Source organism: Amycolatopsis sp. N2S4-7 (genome assembly GCF_058119595.1).
This window is the reverse complement of sequence record NZ_CP172299.1, coordinates 3879116-3902349: the sequence shown is the minus strand read 5'-3', so window position 1 is coordinate 3902349 and position 23234 is coordinate 3879116. Positions and strand designations below refer to the sequence as shown.

The window sequence follows — 23234 nt, the reverse complement described above, 5'->3', positions numbered from 1 at the left end:
GAACGGCGGGGTCCGCGGGCGCACAACGCGCGCGGATCCCGCCTTTCGTGTTTGCTGGGTGGGTATCCCCGGCCCGTGAGCATCCGTGAGGTCCGCCCGTCGATGAACTCCTCCGAACCCGATCCGCGGCGCTGGAAAGCGCTCGCCGTCTCCTTGACCGCCGGGTTCATGGGTCTGCTCGACGTCAGCATCGTCAACGTCGCCCTGCCGTCGATGCAGTCCGGGCTGCACGCGAGCAGCGGCGGGATCCGCTGGGTCGTCTCCGGGTACGCGCTGGCGTTCGGGCTGGTCCTGGTCACCGGCGGCCGGCTCGGCGACGCGTTCGGCCGCCGGAACATGTTCCTCGGCGCCCTCGCCGCGTTCGTCGTCACCAGCGCGCTGGCCGGCGCGGCGCCGAACGAGACGACGCTGGTGCTCGCGCGGCTCGCCCAGGGCGTGGCCGCGGGCATGCTCACCCCGCAGAACACCGGCCTGATCCAGGACCTCTTCCGCGGCGCCGAGCGCGGCCGCGCGTTCGGGATGTTCGGCGCCGTCGTCGGCATCTCCACGGCGGTCGGCCCGATCCTCGGCGGCGTGATCCTGGCGGTCTTCGGCGCCCAGGACGGCTGGCGCTGGGTGTTCTACGTCAACGTCCCGATCGGCGTGCTCGCGTTCGCGCTCGGCCTGCGCCTGCTGCCACGCAGCGAGAAACGCCAGGTCAGGCTGCGGACCGAGATCGACTTCGTCGGCATCGCGCTGCTCGCGGTCGCCGTCCTCGGCGTCCTGCTCCCGGTCGTCGAATCCGACGCCGACGGCCCCGCGCGGCTGTGGTGGATGTTCGTCGTCGCGCTCGTCTTCGGCGCCGCGTTCGTGCGCTGGGAGCACTCGGTCGTCCGCCGCGGCCGGTCGCCGCTGCTGGACACCCGGCTGTTCACCGGCACGCCCGGCTACGCCACCGGTGCCGCGGTCGGCGCGATCTACTTCTGCGGGTTCGCCGGGATCTGGCTGGTCTTCGCGATGTTCTTCCAGCAGGGCCTGGGCTACACGCCGTTGCAGTCCGGCCTGTCGGTGACGCCGTTCGCGCTCGGCTCGGCGGTGTCCGCGGCCGTCGCCGGGCGGCTGGTGCCCCGCTTCGGCCGCCGGCTCACCGTCACCGGGCTGGGCATGGTCGCGCTCGGCCTGCTCGCCGTCGCGCTGCTGGCCGAGCTGGTCCCGCCGTCGGCGGCCGGGTGGGCGTTCGCGCTGCCGCTGCTGTTCGCCGGGGTCGGCGGCGGGATGGTGATCTCGCCGAACACGACGTTGACGCTGGAGTGCGTGCCGGTCCGGATGGCCGGCGTCGCGGGCGGTGCGCTGCAGACGGGGCAGCGCATCGGCACGGCGATCGGCACCGCGGTGCTCGCGTCGGTGTTCGGCGCGGTCGTCGGCAGCGCGGCCGGCTACCCGCCGGCGCTCACCGTCGCGCTCGGCTGCGCGGTCGTCCTGACGTGCGGCGCGCTCGTCCTCGCCGTCGCCGAGCTCCGGGCGCGGCGCCACCGAGCGGACGAGGACGACCGCGAAGCCCGTGAGACCGCGACGTCGGCGGCTGACGTGCACCGGGGCTGAGACACTACTTTCCGCAGATTCGCGATGCTCCATCCGAGTGACGAGCACGGAAAGACACTGGTGCTACACAGAGCAACCAGGTAGATCTTATGGAGCCTTCACTGCGCGGCTTCGGCTACCGACAGTGGCAATCGGTCGGCCACCCGGGGATGGGGTGACCGGCTCGAGCGATCGGGGCGTCCGGAGTTCTCAGGAATGGACACACTCGGTCACCTTCCGTCCAGTGGGTGTCGGCGTCCGCGGGGGACCGTCCGGCACTCGCGGAAGGGCTGCCCATCGGTGCCCGCCGGCGCGTGACGGCGGCGGGCGGGCCCGGGTGAGGGGGAACCGGGCCCGCCCGTTCTTCGTGTCGTGCTTCCACCTCGCTCGTGATCATGTTGGGATGACCGCGTCCGACAGGCACGACACCGGGAGCTTCGATGACCCAGCAGCCGTCGCGGCCGGAGAGCCGGCTCCGGGTGTGGTACCGGCCGATGCGCTCCCGCGACAGCGGTGAGCACCACCGCGTCGCGACGCCATTGGAGCTGCTCTTCGACCTGTGCTTCGTGGTCGCCGTCGGACAGGCCGCGGCTTCGCTGCACCACGCGCTGGCCGAGGGGCACGCCGTCCACGGCGTCTCGTCGTTCGCGATGGTGTTCTTCGCGATCTGGTGGGGCTGGCTGAACTTCAGCTGGTTCGCCTCGGCGTTCGACACCGACGACGTCCCGTACCGGCTGGCCACGCTCGTGCAGATCGCCGGCGGCCTGACCGTCGCGGCTTCGGTGTCGAGCGCGTTCGAAGGCGACTTCCGGCTGACGATCGTCGGCTACGTGCTGATGCGGCTGGCGATGGTGTTCCAGTGGCTGCGGGCCGCGCGGGCGGACCCGGGCTGCCGCCCGGCGGCGCTGCGGTACGCGACCGGGATCGCGGTGGTCCAGGTGCTTTGGGTGTCCTACCAGTGGCTGCCGCAGGCGGTGCGGGTCGGCGCCTTCGTCGTGTTCGCGGTGCTGGAGATGGCCGTTCCCGTCTGGGCGGAAAGCCGGCACCGCACCACGTGGCACCCCCACCACATCGCCGAGCGGTACGGCCTGTTCACCCTGATCGTGCTCGGCGAGGTGATCCTCAGCGCGACGAACGCGATCAAGGAGGGCAACGCGGAGCCGGGGCACACCGGCGCGCTGGTCTCACTGGCCGCGGCCGGGCTGGTGCTCGTGTTCTCCATGTGGTGGCTGTACTTCGACCGGCCGGGGCACGCGCGGCTGATCCGCCGCCCGACCATGTTCACGTCGATGAGCTGGGGTTACGGCCACTACCTCATCTTCGCCTCCGTCGCGGCCGTCGGGGCGGGCCTCGAGGTGGCGGTCGCCTACGACACGGGGACGCTGCACGGGCTCGGCGGGGTGGCCGCCGCGTTCCCGACCACGGTGCCGGTCGCGGTCTTCCTGCTGAGCGTGTGGCTGCTGCACATCGGGCCGACCAACGAGTGCCGTCCGATCGCCATCGGCTTCCCGGTGACGGCGGTGCTCGTCCTGGCGGCGTCGTTCACGCCGGCGCCGATCCACGTCGCCGCGGTGCTGACGGCCGCGCTCGTCGCGCTGACGGTCGTCGCGACCCACGGGCGGCCTCAACCCGCTTGATCGCGGATCGGTGCAGGTCAGCGGCCTGGCGCGAAAAAGGGGACCCCCCTGTGCGAGGCGTTTCGGGGGCATGTAAAGTTCTCCAAGTCGCCAGGGAAACCGGGCGGCCGCCGGGAACACGAACCAAGCTCCCACGATCGTGGTAGAGTGGGTGGTCCCGAACCAGGGTGGTATCCCTGGAACAAAGCTTGAAACAAAAGCCGAAGACCAAGGCGCTTGGCGGCGCGGCGGTCCGAAGTGTGTTGCTTGAGAACTCAACAGTGTGCTAGTGAACTAAGCCAGTAGAGCTTATTTTTGAACCTCGTATGAGGTTCCTTTGAGAGCATTAATTTGCCTCGATTAAACTGTTCATTGTTGGAGAGTTTGATCCTGGCTCAGGACGAACGCTGGCGGCGTGCTTAACACATGCAAGTCGAACGCTGAACCGGTTTCGGCCGGGGATGAGTGGCGAACGGGTGAGTAACACGTGGGTAATCTGCCCTGCACTCTGGGATAAGCCTTGGAAACGGGGTCTAATACCGGATATCACTTTCTCTCGCATGGGAGAGGGTTGAAAGTTCTGGCGGTGCAGGATGAACCCGCGGCCTATCAGCTTGTTGGTGGGGTAGTGGCCTACCAAGGCGACGACGGGTAGCCGGCCTGAGAGGGTGACCGGCCACACTGGGACTGAGACACGGCCCAGACTCCTACGGGAGGCAGCAGTGGGGAATATTGCACAATGGGCGAAAGCCTGATGCAGCGACGCCGCGTGAGGGATGACGGCCTTCGGGTTGTAAACCTCTTTCGCCAGGGACGAAGCGCAAGTGACGGTACCTGGATAAGAAGCACCGGCTAACTACGTGCCAGCAGCCGCGGTAATACGTAGGGTGCGAGCGTTGTCCGGATTTATTGGGCGTAAAGAGCTCGTAGGCGGTTTGTCGCGTCGGCCGTGAAATCTCCACGCTTAACGTGGAGCGTGCGGTCGATACGGGCAGACTTGAGTTCGGTAGGGGAGACTGGAATTCCTGGTGTAGCGGTGAAATGCGCAGATATCAGGAGGAACACCGGTGGCGAAGGCGGGTCTCTGGGCCGATACTGACGCTGAGGAGCGAAAGCGTGGGGAGCGAACAGGATTAGATACCCTGGTAGTCCACGCTGTAAACGTTGGGCGCTAGGTGTGGGCGACATCCACGTTGTCCGTGCCGTAGCTAACGCATTAAGCGCCCCGCCTGGGGAGTACGGCCGCAAGGCTAAAACTCAAAGGAATTGACGGGGGCCCGCACAAGCGGCGGAGCATGTGGATTAATTCGATGCAACGCGAAGAACCTTACCTGGGCTTGACATGCGCCAGACATCCCCAGAGATGGGGCTTCCCTTGTGGTTGGTGTACAGGTGGTGCATGGCTGTCGTCAGCTCGTGTCGTGAGATGTTGGGTTAAGTCCCGCAACGAGCGCAACCCTTATCCTACGTTGCCAGCGCGTTATGGCGGGGACTCGTGGGAGACTGCCGGGGTCAACTCGGAGGAAGGTGGGGATGACGTCAAGTCATCATGCCCCTTATGTCCAGGGCTTCACACATGCTACAATGGCTGGTACAGAGGGCTGCGATACCGCGAGGTGGAGCGAATCCCTTAAAGCCGGTCTCAGTTCGGATCGCAGTCTGCAACTCGACTGCGTGAAGTCGGAGTCGCTAGTAATCGCAGATCAGCAACGCTGCGGTGAATACGTTCCCGGGCCTTGTACACACCGCCCGTCACGTCATGAAAGTCGGTAACACCCGAAGCCCATGGCCCAACCCCGTAAGGGGAGGGAGTGGTCGAAGGTGGGACTGGCGATTGGGACGAAGTCGTAACAAGGTAGCCGTACCGGAAGGTGCGGCTGGATCACCTCCTTTCTAAGGAGCACAACACATCCATGTTCCCGGGATTCCCGGATTCAGAGCGTGGGGTGGGCGCGGTTTAACATCCGAACGTGGTGTTGCCGGGCTTGCTCAAGGAATCGTGGAACTACTGGTTATGGCTTGTTCTGGTTGGCAATGCCTCGGTGAGTACTACGGACTTGTCCGTGTGGAAAGCAGGGCCGGCGCCTGGAGGGCAAGTTGTTCATTGGCACGCTGTTGGGTCCTGAGGCAACACGCCTGGGGCTAACCCCCCGAGGGACGTTTTGTTTCTGGTGTGGTGTTTGAGAACTGTAGAGTGGATGCGAGCATCTTTGTGGTCAAGTTGTTAAGGGCACATGGTGGATGTCTTGGCTTCAGGAGCCGATGAAGGACGTAGGAGGCTGCGATAAGCCTCGGGGAGCTGTCAACCGAGCTGTGATCCGAGGATTTCCGAATGGGGAAACCCAGCACCAGTGATGTGGTGTTACCCGCACCTGAATATATAGGGTGTGTGGAGGGAACGCGGGGAAGTGAAACATCTCAGTACCCGTAGGAAGAGAAAACAAAAGTGATTCCGTGAGTAGTGGCGAGCGAAAGCGGAAGAGGCTAAACCATGCACATGTCAAGCTGTCAGGCGTTGTGTGTGTGGTGTTGTGGGACCCAGCGTCGAGGATCTGACAGTCCTCGGAATGATTACTCGTGTTAGTGGAACGCCTTGGGATGGGCGGCCGGAGTGGGTGAGAGCCCCGTACGCGAAAACACGGTGTGGATTGTTTGTTTGGTGTTCCCGAGTAGCAGCGAGCTCGTGGAATTTGCTGTGAATCTGCCGGGACCACCCGGTAAGCCTAAATACTTCCTGAAGACCGATAGCGGACGAGTACCGTGAGGGAAAGATGAAAAGTACCCCGGGAGGGGAGTGAAAGAGTACCTGAAACCGTGTGCCTACAAGCCGTCAGAGCCTGCTTTGTTGGGTGATGGCGTGCCTTTTGAAGAATGAGCCTGCGAGTTAGTGCTGCGTGGCGAGGTTAACCCGTGTGGGGTAGCCGTAGCGAAAGCGAGTCTGAATAGGGCGAATGAGTCGCGTGGTCTAGACCCGAAGCGGAGTGATCTACCCATGGCCAGGGTGAAGCGACGGTAAGACGTCGTGGAGGCCCGAACCCACTTAGGTTGAAAACTGAGGGGATGAGCTGTGGGTAGGGGTGAAAGGCCAATCAAACTCCGTGATAGCTGGTTCTCCCCGAAATGCATTTAGGTGCAGCGTCACGTGTTTCTTGTTGGGGGTAGAGCTACTGGATGGTCTAGGGGCCTTACCGGGTTACCGAAATCAACCAAACTCCGAATACCAATAAGTGAGAGCGTGGCAGTGAGACGGCGGGGGATAAGCTTCGTCGTCGAGAGGGAAACAGCCCAGAACACCAGCTAAGGCCCCTAAGTGTGTGCTCAGTGGGAAAGGATGTGGGATTGCCCAGACAACCAGGAGGTTGGCTTAGAAGCAGCCACCCTTGAAAGAGTGCGTAATAGCTCACTGGTCAAGTGGTCCTGCGCCGACAATGTAGCGGGGCTTAAGCACACCGCCGAAGCTGTGTCATTGACACATGAGATCCGCTTCGCTCCTTGAGAGTGTTGTGTAGTCGTGTTGATGGGTAGGGGAGCGTCCTGCATCCAGGGAAGCCACGGTGGAAACCAGTGGTGGAGGGTGTGGGAGTGAGAATGCAGGCATGAGTAGCGAATGCAGAGTGAGAAACTCTGCCGCCGGATGACCAAGGGTTCCTGGGCCAGGCTAATCCGCCCAGGGTAAGTCGGGACCTAAGGCGAGGCCGACAGGCGTAGTCGATGGACAACGGGTTGATATTCCCGTACCCGAGCATGTGCGCCCATGACGAGGCGTTTGATACTAACCACCCAAAGCCGCGTCCCAATGTCTTCGGACGGAGGGGTGTGTGTGGAGCGTGGGACCTGATTTCGTAGTAGTCAAGCGATGGGGTGACGCAGGAAGGTAGCTCCGCCAGGCGATGGTTGTCCTGGTGTAAGCGTGTAGGAGAAAGCATAGGCAAATCCGTGCTTTATATACTCTGAGACGTGATGCGTAGCCGTTTGAGGCGAAGTAGAGTGATCCTATGCTGCCGAGAAAAGCCTCTAGTGAGTGCATGCACGGCCCGTACCCCAAACCAACACAGGTGGTCAGGTAGAGAATACCAAGGCGATCGGGTGAACTGTGGTTAAGGAACTCGGCAAAATGCCCCCGTAACTTCGGGAGAAGGGGGGCCAAACACCTTGAAGCCTTTTTCGGGCTAGGGGTGGGTGGCCGCAGAGACCAGCGGAAAGCGACTGTTTACTAAAAACACAGGTCCATGCGAAGTCGCAAGACGATGTATATGGACTGACGCCTGCCCGGTGCTGGAACGTTAAGAGGACCGGTTAGCCTTTCGGGGCGAAGCTGAGAATTTAAGCGCCAGTAAACGGCGGTGGTAACTATAACCATCCTAAGGTAGCGAAATTCCTTGTCGGGTAAGTTCCGACCTGCACGAATGGCGTAACGACTTTCCGGCTGTCTCAACCACAGGCCCGGCGAAATTGCACTACGAGTAAAGATGCTCGTTACGCGCGGCAGGACGGAAAGACCCCGGGACCTTTACTATAGTTTGGTATTGGTTTTCGGTTCGGCTTGTGTAGGATAGGTGGGAGACTGTGAAGTGGTCACGCTAGTGGCTGTGGAGTCGTTGTTGAAATACCACTCTGGTCGAATTGGGAATCTGAACCTCGGGCCATGATCTGGTTCAGGGACAGTGCCTGATGGGTAGTTTAACTGGGGCGGTTGCCTCCTAAAGAGTAACGGAGGCGCCCAAAGGTTCCCTCAGCCTGGTTGGCAATCAGGTGTTGAGTGCAAGTGCACAAGGGAGCTTGACTGTGAGACAGACATGTCGAGCAGGGACGAAAGTCGGGACTAGTGATCCGGCACCACCTGGTGGAAGGGGTGTCGCTCAACGGATAAAAGGTACCCCGGGGATAACAGGCTGATCTTGCCCAAGAGTCCATATCGACGGCATGGTTTGGCACCTCGATGTCGGCTCGTCGCATCCTGGGGCCGGAGTAGGTCCCAAGGGTTGGGCTGTTCGCCCATTAAAGCGGCACGCGAGCTGGGTTTAGAACGTCGTGAGACAGTTCGGTCCCTATCCGCCGCGCGCGTAGGATACTTGAGGAAGGCTGTCCCTAGTACGAGAGGACCGGGACGGACGAACCTCTGGTGTGCCAGTTGTCCCGCCAGGGGCATGGCTGGTTGGCCACGTTCGGAAGGGATAACCGCTGAAGGCATCTAAGCGGGAAGCCTGTTCCAAGATGAGGTATCCCACCCTTTGTGGGTTAAGGCCCCCAACAGACCATTGGGTTGATAGGCCAGAAATGGAAGCACAGTAATGTGTTGTCGAGTTGACTGGTACTAATAGGCCGAGGACTTGCCCACGAAGATGTTACGCATCCACTCTACAGTTCTGAAACACCACACGTTGTGTGTGTTGTTTCGTAGTGTTTCGGTGGTTATAGCGTCAGGGAAACGCCCGGTCCCATTCCGAACCCGGAAGCTAAGCCTGACAGCGCCGATGGTACTGCAACCGAAGGGTTGTGGGAGAGTAGGACACCGCCGAACTTACTTCGGAAGAGGGGCCTGGGCCCGGTCGAGACGCAAGTCTCCCGGCCCAGGCCCCCTTTTTCTATCCCCAAACACCGACGGACCACACCGACCGACCCTCCCGACACACGCCCCGACTGCCTGGGTACGCGAGTCGGCCGTCCGGGTACGCGAGCCGGCCGCCCGGGTACGCGAGTCGGCCACCCGGGTACGCGAGATCCGCTTCCAGTCACGCGAGTTCCGGCCCCCATCACGCGAGTCCCGCCGCGGATCACGCCAACGAGCCGGTTCGGCGGGGCTGATGCCCGCTCGAAGACGGGTGAAGCCGTCTGAGACACGGCTGATGCCCGCGGAATCACGGGAGATACGCGAAAGTGCTCGCTGGCACATGCGCGAACCAGCCTGCGGTCATTTGCCGAGATGACCCGGCTCGGGGCTTGCGGGATCCGGGACGGAACTCGCGTGATGGAAACCGGAAGTCGCGTGATCTGAGGCGGAACTCGCTTGGGTGGGGCGGCATCACGTGTGACTGGGCGGGCTTCTCGCGTGATCGGAGAGGCATCACGTGTGACTGGAGGGGCATCGAGGCTGGAGGGGCATCGAGGGCGGCGGAAGGGCGAGGCCGCGGGCAGGCCCACCGGAGTGGGGACAAAGAAAGGGGGCCAGGAGCAGAGCTCCTGACCCCCCTGACCCAAAGGCGGGTTACTTCAGGGCCGAGCCGGCTTGCCAGTCGGCCCAGGACTTGGACCAGTCGCCGTACAGGTCCCACACCGGGAGCTGGGGGCCGCCCGAGTTGGTCACCTCCACGACGTCACCCAGGCCCATGTTCTGGAAGAACCACTGCGCGTTCGCCCCGTTCAGGTTGATGCACCCGTGCGAGACGTTCGAGCTGCCCTGCTGCCCCACGCTGTTCGGGTTCTCGTGGACGAACTCGCCGTCGTTGGAGATGCGCTCGGACCACTTCTCGTCCGAGCGGTAGGCCTTCGGGTCCGGCGGGCAGACGCCGTACGTGCACGAGTCCATCGTGTAGTTGGCCTGCTTGTCCGAAATGACGTGCGCGCCCAAATGCGTCGGCGTCGCGTCCTTGCCCATCGAGATCGGCATCGACTTCACCATCGCGCCGTTGTGGAAGATCTGCATCTGCTCGGTGTTCCCGTCCGCCTTCGCGATCCAGGAATCGTGCACCTTGTACGTTTCCGTGCGATCTTCCGCGCCGAACACGCCGCCGCCGAAATCGACGCCGTAGATGTTCGCCGTCACCTTCAGGGTGGTGCCGGCCTTCCAGTACTCCTTCGGCCGGTAGTGGACGTTCGAATCATCGATCCAGTACCAGCTGCCCTCCTGCTTCGGCGTCGACTCCACCGTCAGGGCCTTCTCGACCGCCGCCTTGTTCTTCACGGCGACCTTGCCGAAGCTGAACACGATCGGCTGCCCGACGCCGACGCCGGTGCTCGCCACCGCGGACGGTGCCGGGATCAGGTTGGCGTTCGCCTGCTTCTTCGGCGCGATCGTGGTGATCTGGTTGTCCTGCTCGATCGGCTTCCCGTCGGCGCCCTGGGCGTGCGCGACGATCTTGTACGTCGCGCCGTAGCCGAGCGGCTCGCTCGTCGTCCAGCTCGACCCGTCGGCCGCGAGCTTGCCGGCGACCGTCTTCCCCTTGGCGGTGTTGGTCACCGTGACGTCGAGGAGCTTCCCGTTGGCCGCCTTGACGACGATCGGTGTCGCCGGGTTCACCCCCGTGCCGCCCGCGGGTTCGAACGTCACCGCCACCGGCGTGCTCGACGCCGACGCGGACCCCGACGCCGGCGCCCCACCGGTGGGCGAACCACCGTCGTCACCGGACGAGCAGGCGGAAAGCAGCAGTGCTCCGGCGAGGATTCCGGCCACCGAAAGTAAAATCTTCTTGGGGAGCATATTGTCTCTTTTTTAGAAATTGGGATCGGCGGGCATTCGTCATCAAAACTACGCGATAGCGATGACGTCCTTACCGGCGGTTCGGTGCATCGGCGTGACGCGGATCACGTGATGACGAGCCCCGGAGCGCCGTAAAGTCCCGGCCCGTTCACCGAAACCTCGCCGAGGTACTCCCGCGCGGCCGTGTACGCCTCGTCCGCCAGTGCTTCCGTGTGCCCGAAATCGAGGGGGTTCACACGTACCGGTGCCGGGCCCGGCAGGTAGAGCACCGGCACCTGCGCGGCCGCGAGCGGCGCTTCCAGCACGGCCTGGTTCCGCATGCTGATCATCGCGGTGAACATCATCACCTCGGCGAACGTCTTCGGGGCGCCCGGCATCTTCCCGGGGAACGCGCAGTCGAGCACCACCAGCGACTTCGCGCCCATGGCCAGCGCCTGCCGCATCGGCACGTTCGCGACGAGCCCGCCGTCGTACAGCAGCCGGCCCTCGTGCTCCACCGGCGGGAAGATCCCCGGGATCGCGCAGCTCGCCAGCAGCGGCTCGAGCAGCCGCCCGGAGCGGATCAGCAGTGGCTCGGCCGTGTCGACCTGCGTCGTGACGACGCCGAGCGGCAGCGCCAGGTCCTCGAAGCGCGTTTCGGCGCCGAGGTGGTCGGCGATGATCGCCGTCAGGCCGCTGTTGGGGAACAGGTGCGTCTTGCTCTGCGTCAGCGTCCGGACGCGGCTCAGCACGCCGCCGGGGAACGCCTCGTCGCGCGTCATGTGCGCCCAGATGCCGTGCAGCCGCGCGAGGGTGTCGTCCCCGGGCACGGCCAGCACGGCCGCGTTGAGCGAGCCGACCGACGTGCCCGCCACCAGGTCCGGCCGGATCCCGGCCTCGGTCAGCGCGCGCAGCATGCCGACCTGCATCGCGCCGAGGCTGCCGCCACCGCCGAGGACGAAGCCGACCGGCCGGGGAAGATCCGCGAGACTCATACCGCCGAATGTAGTAAGCCCGACTTTCGCAGGTCGTGCCGGCCGTGAAGACGGCGTTAGCCTGCTGGGTGTGGCCGAGCTGGAGCTGCGCCATCTCAGGGCCGTCCGCGCCGTCGCGGACGGCGGCAGTGTGAGCCGCGCCGCCACCGTGCTCGGCGTCAGCCAGCCCGCGCTCACCGCGCAGCTCAAGCGGATCGAGCGGATCCTCGGCGGCGAGCTGTTCGTCCGCGGCCCCAGCGGCGTCCGCCCGACCGAGCTCGGCCGGTTCGTCCTCGCCCGCGCCGACGCGCTGCTGTCCGACATGCAGGCCCTCGTCGCGACCGCCCGGCGCCACGGCGAAAGCGGGTCCGAGACCCTCCGCATCGGGTACGTGCCGCTGCTCATCATCGGCCGGTTCATCGAGGAGCTGGGGGAGCGGCTGCTGGACGTCGACGTCGAGACGTACGCCGAACCGGCGTCGCTGACCCTGCTGAAGCTGCTCTCGACCGGCCGGGTCGACGTCGCCCTGCTGGAACGGTTCGACGGCACCGAGGCGCACCACTTCGCCGGGCTGGCCGTGCGGACGCTCGCCACCGAGCCGATCTTCGTCGGGATCGCCGACGGCCACCCGGCGATCCGCGACGGCGTCGTCGACCTCGCCGACCTGGCCGGCTGCGACTGGATCCTGCCGCCCCCGCACGAAAACTGCGTGCGCGTGCGCTTCCTGCAGGCTTGCGCGGCCGCCGGGTTCACCCCGCGCGTGCGGCACTTCACGTCCGAGGCGGGCACCGCGGGCACGCTGATCGCCCAGGGCGCGGTCTGCCTCGCGCAGGCGGCTTCGGCGCCGCCGCCCGGGCTGGTCGCGCTGCCGCTGGCGGGCGACCCGCTGTGGACGACGCTGCTGTTCGCGACGCGGGAGGACGACGCCCGGACGCCGACGACCGCCGAGGTGTTCCGGTGCGCCGAAGCCGCGTATGCCGCGTCACGGCAACGGAATCCGCACTTCGCGCGCTGGTGCCGGGAACATTCGCTGGCGGTCGCCCGATAGGCGGCATAACGCCGGTGTTATCCCCGCTGGGATTACTGCCCGGCGCGGCAACGGGAGAAGCTCACGAAGTCCCCACCTGTTGCCGACAAGGAGCAACGAATGCACTTCAGACGAGCAATGGCGCTCGGCGCACTGTGCGTGGCCCTCACCGGCCTGCTCTCCCCGCCCGCGAGCGCGACGACCGAGGCGACCACGCTGTCGATCAGCCAGCTGGTCCAGGAGCAGAACCAGTGGTGCTGGGCCGCGAGCGGCCTGACCATCGCCCGGTTCCTCGGCTACGGCACCAGCGTCAGCCAGAACACCTTCTGCGACTACTCCCGCGGCTACCCGGCCGGTTCGCAGTGCCCCAACCAGCCCGGCGAGCTGACGTACGTGCAGCGCGGCTACCAGGCGCTCGGGCTGCGGCCCGGCACGGTCACCGGGGCGCTCAGCCTGTCCTCGGTGCAGACCGAGATCGGCGCGCGGCGCCCGATCGAGACGGGCATCTACTGGACCGCCGGCGGCGGGCACGCCCAGGTGATCTACGGCTACGACTCGAGCGGGCTCGTCTACTACGGCGACCCGTGGCCGAGCAGCCGGCGCTACAGCGCGATGGCGTACTCGAGCTACGTCCGCAATGGACAGTTCCAGTGGGCGCAGTCCCTCTACCGGATCGGGGCGTGAGATGAACCTCTTCCGTGGACTCGTCACGCTCTTCGCGGGCGCCGCGCTGGTGCTCGGTTTCGGTGGCACGGCTTCGGCTTCTTCGCCGGACGACGTCGCGGCGGCCAAGCAGGCGGTCGCCGCGGCGGACACCCAGCTTTCGGCGTTCTTCGGCCAGCTCGACGCTCGCGCCGGAGTCGCGCGCGCCGTGGCCGCGCAGGCGCCCGAAGTGGACAGTGAACCGGTGAGCGTCTACTCGCTCGATCCCGCGTTCGTGGCCGGGACGCCGGGTGCGAAGCCGGCGTCGTTCGCCTACTTCGCGGTGCGCGCCTCCGCTTCGACGGGCCGCCAGGCGACGGTGTGGGTGACGCGGGAAGCGGCCGGCTGGACCGCGACCAACTTCACCACCGGCACCGAGGAGCTGACCTTCCCCGCGCAGGCGCACGGCGACCTCGTGTTCACCGAACCGCAGGTCAACGCGTGGTACCGGGTGCGCGACGGCCGCGTGCTGCCGCTCAACGACCCGGCCCGGCAGCGGGTCGGCGACGGCGTCACGCTGCCGGCGTACCAGGGGCTGGTGCACCGCCTCTACGGCGACAAGCTGCCTGGTTCGGCCTACCGGGCCCAGGGCAAGCTCGGCGGGTACGACCTCGCCGCGCCCGCTCCGGCACCCGTGCCGGGTCCCGGTTCCTGGCCGTTCGTCGCCGGTGGGGCGCTCCTGGCGCTCGGCTTGATCGGCTGGGCCACCGGCAGGGCGGCGCGCGCCCGCCGCTGACGCCGGGAGGGTGCGGCCCGGGAGACCGGGCCGCACCCTCAGGGCACGCGTTCCGGTTCGCGTTCGGGCTCCGCGAGGACCTTGCGCTTCTTCAAGCGCAGCAGGAAGAACACCGCCGCGGCCGCGAGGACGCCGACGACGATCAGGCCGCCGGTGTTGAGGGTGCCTTCGATGCGTTTGGCCGCCTCGCCCAGCGCCGCACCGATGCCGATGTGGACCAGCGACCAGCAGAACGCGCCCGCCGCGGCGGCCGGCAGGAACTTGCGGAACGACAGCCCCGAAGTGCCGGCCGCGGCCGGGGTCAGCGTGCGGATCACCGGCAGGAAGCGGGCGAAGAACACCGCCCACGCGCCGCGGCGTTCGAGGACGGCGGTGGCCTTGTCCCAGGCGTCGAGGCCGTACTTGCGGATCAGCTTCGTCTCGCGCAGGCGGGGCCCGAAGCGGCGGCCGACGAAGTAGCCGAGCGCGTCGCCCGCCGTCGCGCAGACGGTGACGACCAGCCACAGCACCAGGAACCGCGTGACGGTGTTCGCCGTCGTCGCCGCGATGAGCAGCCCGGATTCGCCCGGGGCCAGGAAACCCAGCCCGATCGTGCACTCGGCGAACACCAGGCCGCCGGTCGCCGCGACGAGCCCCGGTTCCGGGAGTCCTTGCAACCAGCTGAGGAGGTCCGAAACCAGGGCCATGCGACCCACTTTACCGATCCTTTAAGGTCGGTGGTGTGGCGTCGGTCACCGTGCCAGCAGCGACGCGGCTTCCTGAGCGGCGGGACCTTCGACCGCGAGGTGCTGGAGGTTCTCGGGGAGGACCTCGCCGCGGTGGGCCTTGGTCTGGGCGTAGAGGCGTCCGGCGCGGTAGGACGAACGCACCAGCGGCCCGGCCATGACCCCGGCGAAGCCCATCGCCTCGGCAGCCTGCGAGTGCTCGACGAACTCCTCCGGCTTGACCCACCGATCCACCGGATGATGCCGCGGCGAGGGACGCAGGTACTGCGTGATCGTCAAAATCTCACACCCCGCCTCGACCAGGTCCCGCATCGCCGGAGCCACCTCGTCCGGGGTCTCCCCCATACCCAGGATCAGGTTCGACTTCGTCACCAGACCAGCCTCACGCGCCGCCGTGATGACCGCCAACGACCGCGCATACCGGAACCCGGGACGGATCCGCTTGAAAATCCGCGGCACCGTCTCCACGTTGTGCGCCAACACCTCCGGCCGCGACCCGAACACCTCAGCCAACTGCCCAGGATCAGCGTTGAAATCCGGGATCAACAACTCCACACCCGTACCCGGATTCAACGCATGAATCTGCCGCACGGTCTCCGCATACAGCCACGCACCACCATCCGGGAGATCGTCACGCGCCACACCAGTGACCGTCGAGTACCGCAACCCCATCGCCTGCACCGACTCGGCGACCTTCCGCGGCTCCGTCCGATCCAGCTCAGCCGGTTTACCCGTATCGATCTGGCAGAAATCACACCGGCGCGTGCACTGATCCCCACCGATCAGGAACGTCGCCTCCCGGTCTTCCCAACACTCGTAAATGTTGGGACAACCCGCTTCCTCACACACCGTGTGCAAACCCTCACGGCGCACCAGACCCTTGAGCTCGGTGAACTCCGGCCCCATCCGCACCCGCGTCTTGATCCACGGCGGCTTCTTCTCGATCGGCGTCTCACTGTTGCGAACCTCGAGACGCAACAGCTTCCGGCCTTCAGGCGCAGCACTCACGCCCTCAACCGTACGCCCGTCCGGGCTAAGCGGGGTCGGGGGTGATGCCGGTCAACTTCGCTGTGACGTCCCACAACCCGGCGCCCAGCGACTCGCTGCGCGCGGCGCTCAGCGGCCGCACCTTGACCGGGTGGCCGCGCATGCCGCCGAGGCCGCCCGGGGCGATGTAGTCGCCGCCCTCGACGCCGTCGGCGGTGGCCGCGTACAGCTGCGGAAGCGCGCCCTGGCGGACGTTCTGGGCGAACAGGGCCTCGCCGATCCGGTGGCCGCCGGCGATCACCGTGCGGACGACCGGGTTGGTGTACGAGCGCGCCATGCCGCTGCCGAGCCCGGTCGCGGTGTAGCCAGGGTGGGCGGCGACGCTGAGGACGTCGTCGCCGGCCGCGCGCAGCCGGCGGTCGAGTTCGAGGGCGAACACCTGGTTGGCGAGCTTCGACTGCCCGTACGCCGTCGCCGGGTTGTAGCGGCGGTGCTCGCCGTTGGGGTCTGCGAGGTCGATCCGGCCGCCGGTGGCGGCGAGGCTCGACAGCGCGACGACCCGGGCGTGCGTGCCGCCGCGGAGGGCGGGCATCAGCAACCAGGTCAGCGCCGCGTGGCCGAGGTGGTTGGTGCCGAACTGCAGCTCGAAGCCGTCGGCGGTGCGGCCGCGGGCGGTCGCCATCACGCCGGCGTTGTTGACCAGCAGGTCCAGCGCGTCGCCGGTGCGTTCCCGCACCGTGACGGCGGCCGCGCGCACCGACGCGAGCTCGCTCAGGTCCAGTGGGACGAGCTCGGGTGCGGCGCCCGCGGCGGCCGCGCGGACCTGCTCGAGGGCCTTCGCGCCGCGTTCGGCGGAGCGGCAGGCGAGGAGCACGCGGGCCCCCTTGCCCGCCAGCACCTCGGCGGTGCGCAGGCCGAGGCCGGAGTTCGCTCCCGTGACCAGGACGGTCCGGCCGGTCTGGTCGGAGATGTCGGCTTCGGTCCAGCGCTGGTTCATGGGACTACCTAACTCCATCCATGCCCCCGCCGCCGCCCTCAACGGAGACGCTTCGCGTCGCTGATCCGATTGTTACGCACTGGGCGCGAGCAGCCGCCGCAGATGTCCCATGACGGGACGGCGACGAGTGGACTCTTCGCGGCGCGTACGCAGCAGCGCCTCGAGCGCGTGGCCCACCTTGACGATCTCTTCGGCCGGCTCGCGCGGGTCGGCCAGCCCGGCCGTGACGGCGAGCATCCGCAGCTCGCCTTCGTGCATCCGGCGCAGGGACGCGTGCCGCTCGTACGCGCCGTCCAGCACCGCGCGCAGGGCGGCGTGCTCTTCGACAGCGGCTCGCCACGCGCGGGTGACGGCGTCGACGTGGTCGCCGAAGCCGTCGGCTTCGTCCGGGTCGACGACTTCGGCGCGCAGGCGTCCGCTCAGCACGCGCGTCCACTGGTACTGCAGGGCGGCCAGGACGTTCTCCTCGGTGCCGAAGTGCTCTTCGGCACCGGGAACCTCCGCCATCGGCAGCGGCGAGCCCGGGTTCCGGGCGGCCACGCGGACGGCGGCTTCGAGGATTTCCTGACGTCGGTAGAAGTCTGTCCAGCTCATCGTGGGGTTCCCCTTCCGTGGCCCGGGTCATACCGCGGGTCTGCGGCATACTCCCGGTACGGACCTGACCCGGTGAACATACCATGAGTATGGAGAGATCCTCCGGGCGTAAGGTTGTGAAGGTGGCGACAATGAGGTCCAGACGACTCGACTACTCCGAGTCGACGCGGTCCGCGCTGGTCGACAGCGCGGTCGAGCTGTTCACGAAACGCGGCTACGCGGGCACCTCGCTCGACGAGATCGCCAAGCGCGCGCGGGTGACGAAGGGTGCGCTGTACCACCACTTCAGCGGCAAGCAGGCGCTCTTCGAAGCGGCGTTCGACCAGGTCGAAAGCCACGTCTACGACCGGCTCGACAAGATCATGCACGGCGACGGCTCGCCGTGGGAGCGGGCTCTCGGCGGGCTCAACGCGTTCATCCGCAGCTGCCTCGACCCCGCCTACCAGCGGATCGCCATCCACGAGGCGCCGGTCGTCATGGGCTGGGAGCGCTGGCGCGAGGCCGAAGAGCGGTGCAGCTTCGGGCTCGTCCGGTCCGGGCTGCAGTCGCTGATCGACGCGGGCGAGGTCGAGCCGGTGCCGGTGGAGGTCACCGCGCGGCTGCTGTTCGGCGCGCTGTCGAGCGCGGCCACCGAGATCGCCAGCTCACCGGACCCGAAGAAGGTCGGCGCCGAAATCGAAGACGTGATCGTCCGCATGCTGGTCCGGCTGCGGCGCACCGAACCGGATGTCTCTATAGGCTGATCCTCGTGGACTTGAGGATCTTCACCGAGCCCCAGCAAGGGGCCAGCTACGACGACCTGCTGCGCGTCGCCAAGGCGACCGAAGCCGCCGGGTACGACGCCTTCTTCCGCAGCGACCACTACCTGAAGATGGGCTCGGCCGACGGCCTGCCCGGCCCGACCGACGCCTGGATCACCCTGGCCGGCCTGGCCAGGGAGACCACGCGGATCCGGCTCGGCACGCTCGTCACCGCGGCGACGTTCCGGCACCCGGGCCCGCTGGCCATCTCCGTCGCGCAGGTCGACCAGATGTCCGGCGGCCGCGTCGAGTTCGGCCTCGGCGCCGGCTGGTACGACGCCGAGCACGAGGCGTACGGCCTGACGCTGCCGCCGCTGAAGGAGCGCTTCGACCGCTACGCCGAGCAGCTCGAGATCGTCGCCGGCCTGTGGAAGACGCCGCCGGGCTCGACGTACTCCTTCGCGGGTTCGTACTACCGGCTGACGGATTCGCCGGCGCTGCCCAAGCCGGCGCAGCAGCCCGCGCCGCCGGTGATCATCGGCGGTGGTGGCAAGAAGCGCACCCCGGCGCTGGCCGCGCGGTTCGCCGACGAGTTCAACCTGCCCTTCGCCGATCCCGACACCGCGGCGGCGCAGTTCGCCCGCGTCGAGGCTGCGGCGCAGGAGATCGGCCGCGACCCGAAGGAGATCCTGCGGTCGGTCGCGCTGGTCATCGGCGTCGGCCGGGACGACGCGGAGGTCGGGCGCCGGGCGGCGGCGATCGGCCGGGACGTGCCGGAGCTGAAGGCGAGCGGCCTGGCCGGGACGCCCGCGGAGGTCGTCGACAAGATCGGGCAGTGGCGGGAGAAGACCGGGATCACCCGGGTCTACCTGCAGCTGCTGGACCTGTCCGACCTGGACCAGATCGACCTCATCGCCGCCGAGGTGGCGCCGCAGCTGGATTGAGCAGCCCCCGTTTTCCGCAGTAGCGGGAAGGGCTGACAGGTCCGGTTTCCTTGCCCGTGAAGGCCACCTGGTGTCCCCAGGTGGCCTTCACGGCGTTCAGTGCCTTCAGTTCTGCAGGGCGAAGGTGACGCCCGCGGCCTTCGGGGCCTCGGGGCGCGGCAGCCAGCGGTCCTCGCTCACCGGCAGCTCGCCTTCCAGCGCCGCCAGGACCGCGTCGCGGGCCAGCGGCAGCACCGCTTCCACGCTGACGTCGCGCTGCAGCTCGTACGACAGGGACGTCACGCCCGCGTCGCGGATGCCGCACGGGACGATGCTGTCGAACGCCTTCAGGTCCGCGTTGCAGTTCAGCTCGAAGCCGTGCATCGTCACGCCGCGCTGGACGCGGATGCCGATCGCCGCGATCTTGCGCTCGATCCCGCGGTCGTCGGCCGGGATCCAGACACCGCTGCGGCCCTCGACGCGCCCACTGGCCACGCCCAGCTGGTCGCACACGTGGATCAGGGCCTCCTCCAGCCGCCGCACGTAGTGCACGACGTCGATCGGGTCGGCGAGCTTCACGATCGGGTAGCCGACCAGCTGGCCCGGGCCGTGCCAGGTGATCTTGCCGCCGCGGTCGACGTCGATCACCGGTGTGCCGTCCGTGGGCCGGTCGGCGGGCTCGGTGCGCTTGCCCGCGGTGTACACCGACGGGTGCTGCAGCAGGAGCATCGTGTCGCCGCTCACGCCGTCGGCGCGGGCGGTGAGCCGGCTCCGCTGGAGCTCCCAGGCTTCGGTGTAGTCGATCGTGCCGAGCTCCCGGACGTCGACGGGCTCGGTGCTGGCGCGGCAGGAGGTGCGGGAAGAACTCACCCGTCGAGGCTACGCCCGTCACCCGGGGGAAGCAGCCGCAAGGCGCACGCTGAGAGCAGCCCGACACCGGTCACCGCCAGCACTGCGCCGATCGTGTCGGTGACCCAGTGCACCCCGAGCACGACGCGGCAGGCGGCCGACAGCACGGTCGCGACGGCGACGGCGACGGCCACCCGCCGGACCAGCCGCGGCCACAGCCACGCGCACAGCAGCAGGAGGACGAAACCCGTGCTCGCGACCGAAACGACGTGGCCGCTCGGGTAGCTCAGGTCCGGGTAGTCGCGCGGGCGTTCGCGCAGGAAGACCGGCTTGAACACCAGGCTGGTCAGCCGGCACAGCAGCAGCACGGCGGCGAGCCGCACGCACAACCCGACGTGGGCCCGGTCGCGCAGCGCCAAGGCGAGCAGCGCCGCGCCCAGGACGTAGGGGAGCACCGGCCCGAGGACGTCGCTCCCCGCCTGCGCGACCCGCCCGATCGGCTGGGTGTACGCGCTGTGCAGGGCGTGGGAAACCTCGACGTCGACGAAGAGCGGCTGCCGCGCCACGCCCAGCCCGAGCAGGACGAACGCGGCGCAGAGCACCACGCCGACGACGAGCCAGCGCTTGACCGGGACCGTCATGCCGCGGCGAGCGCGCTGTCCAGCGTCCGGTGCCGGAACTCGTACCCGGACCGCTCGAGCACGGCCGGGACGGCCCGCTGCCCGAACAACGCCATTTCCTCACCGGCCTGGCCGAGCACCGCCTTGAGCGCGATCCCGGGCACCCACCACGGCGCCGGCCGGTGCAGCGCGCGGCCGACGGCCCGCGTGAACTCGGCGTTGGTCACCGGGTCCGGGCCGGTCAGGTTCACCGGGCCGGCCAGGTTGTCGTGCGTCAGGGCGTGGACGATCGCGCCGACCTCGTCCTCCAGCGCGATCCACGGCATGTACTGGCGGCCGTCGCCGAGCCGCCCGCCCAGGCACAGCTGGAACAACGGCCGCAGCGTGCCGTACAGCCCGCCCTTCGCCGAGAGCACCAGTCCGGTCCGGATCTTCACGACGCGCGCGTCCCCCGCGGCCGCCGTCGCCGCTTCCCAGGCTTCGCAGAGTTCGGCGAGGAAACCGCGGCCGCGCGGCGCCGATTCGTCCACAGTGGAGTCACGCGTGTGGCCGTAGTACCCGACGGCGGACGCGTTGACCAGCACGCCGACGCCGTGTTCGGCGACGGCTTCGGCGAGCACCTCGGTCGGCTCGACCCGGCTGTCGGTGAGCTCCTGCTTGCGCATCGCGCTCCACCGGCCGGGGAACAGCGGCTTGCCGCCCAGGTTCACGACGGCGTCCACGCCCTCGAAGGCGCCGCTCGCGATGGTGCCCGACGGCGGGTCCCAGCGGAACTCGCCGCCTTCGCGCGCCTCCCGCCGCACCAGCCGGCGCACCTCGTGCCCCTCGCGCCGCAGGCGTTCGCCCAGCGCCGACCCGATCAAGCCGCTCGCCCCGGCGATCAGTACTCGCATGCCTCGATCGTTGCGCATCCGCTGAGCGCGCGCACGTTCGGCCCGGATGCGGCGAAGGCCGCCACGGGGAGCCCGTGGCGGCCTTCGTCAGTACGGCTCAGAGACCGAGCTCGTCCTCGAAGTTGCCCTCTTCCAGACGCTGCTTGATCGTCATGAGGAAGCGGCCCGCGTCGGCCCCGTCCACCAGGCGGTGGTCGTAGGTCAGCGGGAGGTACGCCATCGACCGGATCGCGATGGTGTCGTTGCCGTCGGCGTCGGTGGCGACCACCGGGCGCTTGACGACCGCGCCGGTCCCGAGGATGCCGGACTGCGGCTGCACGATGATCGGCGTGTCGAACAGGGCGCCGACGCTGCCGATGTTGGTGATGGAGAACGTGCCACCGGACAGCTCGTCGGGCTTGATCTGGTTGGCCCGGGCCCGCCCCGCCAGGTCGGCGATGCGGTGCGCGAGACCGGCCAGGCTCAGCTCACCGGCGTCGTGGATCACGACCGAGAGCAGGCCGCGCTCGGTGTCCACCGCGATGCCCAGGTGCACGGCGCCGTGGTAGGTGATCTCCTTCGTGTCCTCGTTGTAGGACGCGTTGACGTTCGGGTGCTGCTTGAGCGCCTCGACCGTGGCCTTCGCGAAGAACGGCAGGAACGTCAGGTTGACGCCCTCGCGCTCCTTGAAGGCCGCCTTCGCCCGCTGCCGCAGCTTGGCGATCTTGGTGACGTCGACCTCCTGGACCTGCGTGAGCTGCGCGGCGATCTGCAGCGACTCGCGGGTCTTGGTGGCCGTGATCTGGCGGATCCGGCTGGCCTTCTGCACGGTGCCGCGCAGGGCCTGGATCTCCGGGGAGACCGGGGCGGCCGGACGGGGAGCCGACGGAGCAGCGGCGGCGGGCGCCGGGGCCGCGGGGGCCGGGGCCTGCTCCTTCTGCTTCGCCTCGGCCGCGGCCAGGACGTCCTGCTTGCGGATCCGGCCGCCGACGCCGCTGCCGGTCAGCGACGTGAGGTCGATGCCGTGCTCCGACGCGAGCTTGCGGACCAGCGGCGTGACGTACGGGCCGTCCGCCGAGCCGTCCTTCGCCGCGGCGGCCGGGGCCGCCTCGGCCGCCTTCGCCGCCGGGGCGGCCTGCGGTTCGGGCTTCGGTTCCGGCTTGGGTTCCGGCTTCGGCTCGGGCTTCGACTCCTGGACCGGCTCCGGCTTGGGCTCGGGCTTCGGTTCCGGCTCGGGCTCGGGCTTGGTCTCGGCCTTCGGCGCCGCACCGGCGTCGCCGATCACGGCCAGGACGCCGCCGACCTCGACGGTCTCGTCCTCGCCCGCGCGGATCTCCAGCACCGTGCCGGCCACCGGCGACGGCACCTCGGTGTCGACCTTGTCGGTGGAGATCTCGAGCAGCGGCTCGTCGACCTCGACCGAGTCGCCGACCTGCTTCAGCCAGCGCGTGACGGTGCCCTCGGTGACGCTCTCGCCCAGCTCGGGCAGCTTCACCTCGGTGCCTTCGCCACCGGCGGCCGGCGCGGTGTCCGGCTTGCTCGGCGCGCTGTCCTGGGCCTGCGGCTCGGGCTCGTCCTGCGAGGGCTCCGGCTCGGGCTCGGGCTTCTGCTCTTCCTGCGCGGGGGCGGAGGACTCGGGCACGCCGCCGGACCCGTCGTCGATGACGGCGAGCTCGGCGCCGACCTCGACGGTCTCGTCCTCGGCGGCGCTGATCTTCACGACCGTGCCCGCCACCGGGGAGGGCACCTCGGTGTCGACCTTGTCGGTCGAGATCTCGAGCAACGGCTCGTCGACCTCGACGGTGTCGCCCTCCTGCTTAAGCCACCGGGTGACGGTGCCTTCGGTGACGCTCTCCCCGAGCTCCGGCAGTGTGACGGAGTAGGCCATCGTTCGCTGACTCCTCTTTCAAGATTCT

Annotated in this window: 17 protein-coding genes and 3 rRNA genes; 10 read left to right on the top strand and 10 right to left on the bottom strand. The window is 67.8% G+C overall.

From position 1 onward, the window contains the following. Positions 1 to 102: 102 nt before the first annotated feature. From ACH54P_RS18170 to rrf, 5 genes are all read left to right on the top strand, one after another. Positions 103 to 1581 carry an MFS transporter gene (locus ACH54P_RS18170; RefSeq protein WP_489916496.1) on the top strand — a complete coding sequence of 493 codons (1479 nt, stop codon included), beginning with the start codon at positions 103 to 105 and terminating at the stop codon, positions 1579 to 1581. Positions 1582 to 2000: 419 nt separating this feature from the next. Continuing rightward, complete coding sequence (locus ACH54P_RS18165) at positions 2001 to 3197, top strand: low temperature requirement protein A (RefSeq protein WP_489914233.1); 1197 nt, start codon at positions 2001 to 2003, stop codon at positions 3195 to 3197. 351 nt (positions 3198 to 3548) lie between these two features. Next, positions 3549 to 5069, top strand: a 16S ribosomal RNA gene (locus ACH54P_RS18160). 321 nt (positions 5070 to 5390) lie between these two features. After that, positions 5391 to 8514: ribosomal RNA gene (locus ACH54P_RS18155) — 23S ribosomal RNA — on the top strand. 66 nt (positions 8515 to 8580) lie between these two features. Continuing rightward, a 5S ribosomal RNA gene (gene rrf, locus ACH54P_RS18150) occupies positions 8581 to 8697 on the top strand. Together the 16S, 23S and 5S rRNA genes form the textbook arrangement of a ribosomal RNA operon. Before the next feature lie 684 nt (positions 8698 to 9381). Here rrf and ACH54P_RS18145 read toward each other — a convergent pair. Then, complete coding sequence (locus ACH54P_RS18145) at positions 9382 to 10593, bottom strand: L,D-transpeptidase (protein WP_489914231.1); 1212 nt, start codon at positions 10591 to 10593, stop codon at positions 9382 to 9384. Between the two features lie 104 nt (positions 10594 to 10697). Then, entirely contained in the window at positions 10698 to 11567 is an 870-nt protein-coding gene (locus tag ACH54P_RS18140) for a patatin-like phospholipase family protein (RefSeq protein WP_489914229.1), read from the bottom strand. Between the two features lie 70 nt (positions 11568 to 11637). On the opposite strand from ACH54P_RS18140, the gene ACH54P_RS18135 reads away from it, so the two are divergent. The 3 genes from ACH54P_RS18135 (at position 11638) to ACH54P_RS18125 (ending at position 14011) form a co-directional block, all read left to right on the top strand. After that, complete coding sequence (locus ACH54P_RS18135; RefSeq protein ID WP_489914227.1) at positions 11638 to 12594, top strand: LysR family transcriptional regulator; 957 nt, start codon at positions 11638 to 11640, stop codon at positions 12592 to 12594. A gap of 99 nt (positions 12595 to 12693) precedes the next feature. Further along, on the top strand, positions 12694 to 13257 hold the full coding sequence (locus tag ACH54P_RS18130) for a papain-like cysteine protease family protein (protein WP_489914225.1): 564 nt from the start codon (positions 12694 to 12696) through the stop codon (positions 13255 to 13257). Position 13258: 1 nt separating this feature from the next. Continuing rightward, on the top strand, positions 13259 to 14011 hold the full coding sequence (locus ACH54P_RS18125; protein ID WP_489914223.1) for a hypothetical protein: 753 nt from the start codon (positions 13259 to 13261) through the stop codon (positions 14009 to 14011). Between the two features lie 38 nt (positions 14012 to 14049). On the opposite strand, the gene ACH54P_RS18120 is transcribed toward ACH54P_RS18125, so the two are convergent. The 4 genes from ACH54P_RS18120 to ACH54P_RS18105 form a co-directional block, all read right to left on the bottom strand. Then, on the bottom strand, positions 14050 to 14697 hold the full coding sequence (locus ACH54P_RS18120; protein ID WP_489914221.1) for a DedA family protein: 648 nt from the start codon (positions 14695 to 14697) through the stop codon (positions 14050 to 14052). Positions 14698 to 14742: 45 nt separating this feature from the next. Further along, positions 14743 to 15744, bottom strand: a complete 1002-nt coding sequence (gene lipA, locus ACH54P_RS18115) for a lipoyl synthase (protein ID WP_489914219.1) — start codon at positions 15742 to 15744, stop codon at positions 14743 to 14745. Positions 15745 to 15769: 25 nt separating this feature from the next. Next, positions 15770 to 16720: an oxidoreductase gene (locus tag ACH54P_RS18110; RefSeq protein WP_489914217.1), complete on the bottom strand. Its 951-nt coding sequence runs from the start codon at positions 16718 to 16720 to the stop codon at positions 15770 to 15772. Positions 16721 to 16792: 72 nt separating this feature from the next. Further along, entirely contained in the window at positions 16793 to 17314 is a 522-nt protein-coding gene (locus tag ACH54P_RS18105) for a hypothetical protein (protein ID WP_489914215.1), read from the bottom strand. Positions 17315 to 17445: 131 nt separating this feature from the next. On the opposite strand from ACH54P_RS18105, the gene ACH54P_RS18100 reads away from it, so the two are divergent. Next, a complete protein-coding gene (locus ACH54P_RS18100; protein WP_489914213.1) occupies positions 17446 to 18057 on the top strand; it encodes a TetR/AcrR family transcriptional regulator in 612 nt (203 codons plus the stop codon). Between the two features lie 5 nt (positions 18058 to 18062). Further along, positions 18063 to 18998, top strand: a complete 936-nt coding sequence (locus ACH54P_RS18095) for an LLM class F420-dependent oxidoreductase (RefSeq protein ID WP_489914211.1) — start codon at positions 18063 to 18065, stop codon at positions 18996 to 18998. A 105-nt stretch (positions 18999 to 19103) separates the two neighbouring features. On the opposite strand, the gene lipB is transcribed toward ACH54P_RS18095, so the two are convergent. The 4 genes from lipB to sucB all read right to left on the bottom strand — a co-directional run bounded on the left by lipB (position 19104) and on the right by sucB (position 23206). Then, positions 19104 to 19847 (bottom strand): lipoyl(octanoyl) transferase LipB, encoded by a 744-nt coding sequence (gene lipB, locus ACH54P_RS18090; RefSeq protein WP_489914209.1) that lies wholly within the window; start codon positions 19845 to 19847, stop codon positions 19104 to 19106. Further along, entirely contained in the window at positions 19844 to 20467 is a 624-nt protein-coding gene (locus ACH54P_RS18085) for a phosphatase PAP2 family protein (RefSeq protein WP_489914207.1), read from the bottom strand. The genes lipB and ACH54P_RS18085 overlap by 4 nt, the downstream gene beginning before the upstream one ends. Then, positions 20464 to 21339 carry a TIGR01777 family oxidoreductase gene (locus ACH54P_RS18080; RefSeq protein WP_489914205.1) on the bottom strand — a complete coding sequence of 292 codons (876 nt, stop codon included), beginning with the start codon at positions 21337 to 21339 and terminating at the stop codon, positions 20464 to 20466. Before ACH54P_RS18080 ends, ACH54P_RS18085 begins: the two co-directional genes overlap by 4 nt. A 97-nt stretch (positions 21340 to 21436) precedes the next feature. Next, a complete protein-coding gene (sucB, locus tag ACH54P_RS18075) occupies positions 21437 to 23206 on the bottom strand; it encodes a 2-oxoglutarate dehydrogenase, E2 component, dihydrolipoamide succinyltransferase (protein ID WP_489914203.1) in 1770 nt (589 codons plus the stop codon). Between the last annotated feature and the right edge of the window lie 28 nt (positions 23207 to 23234).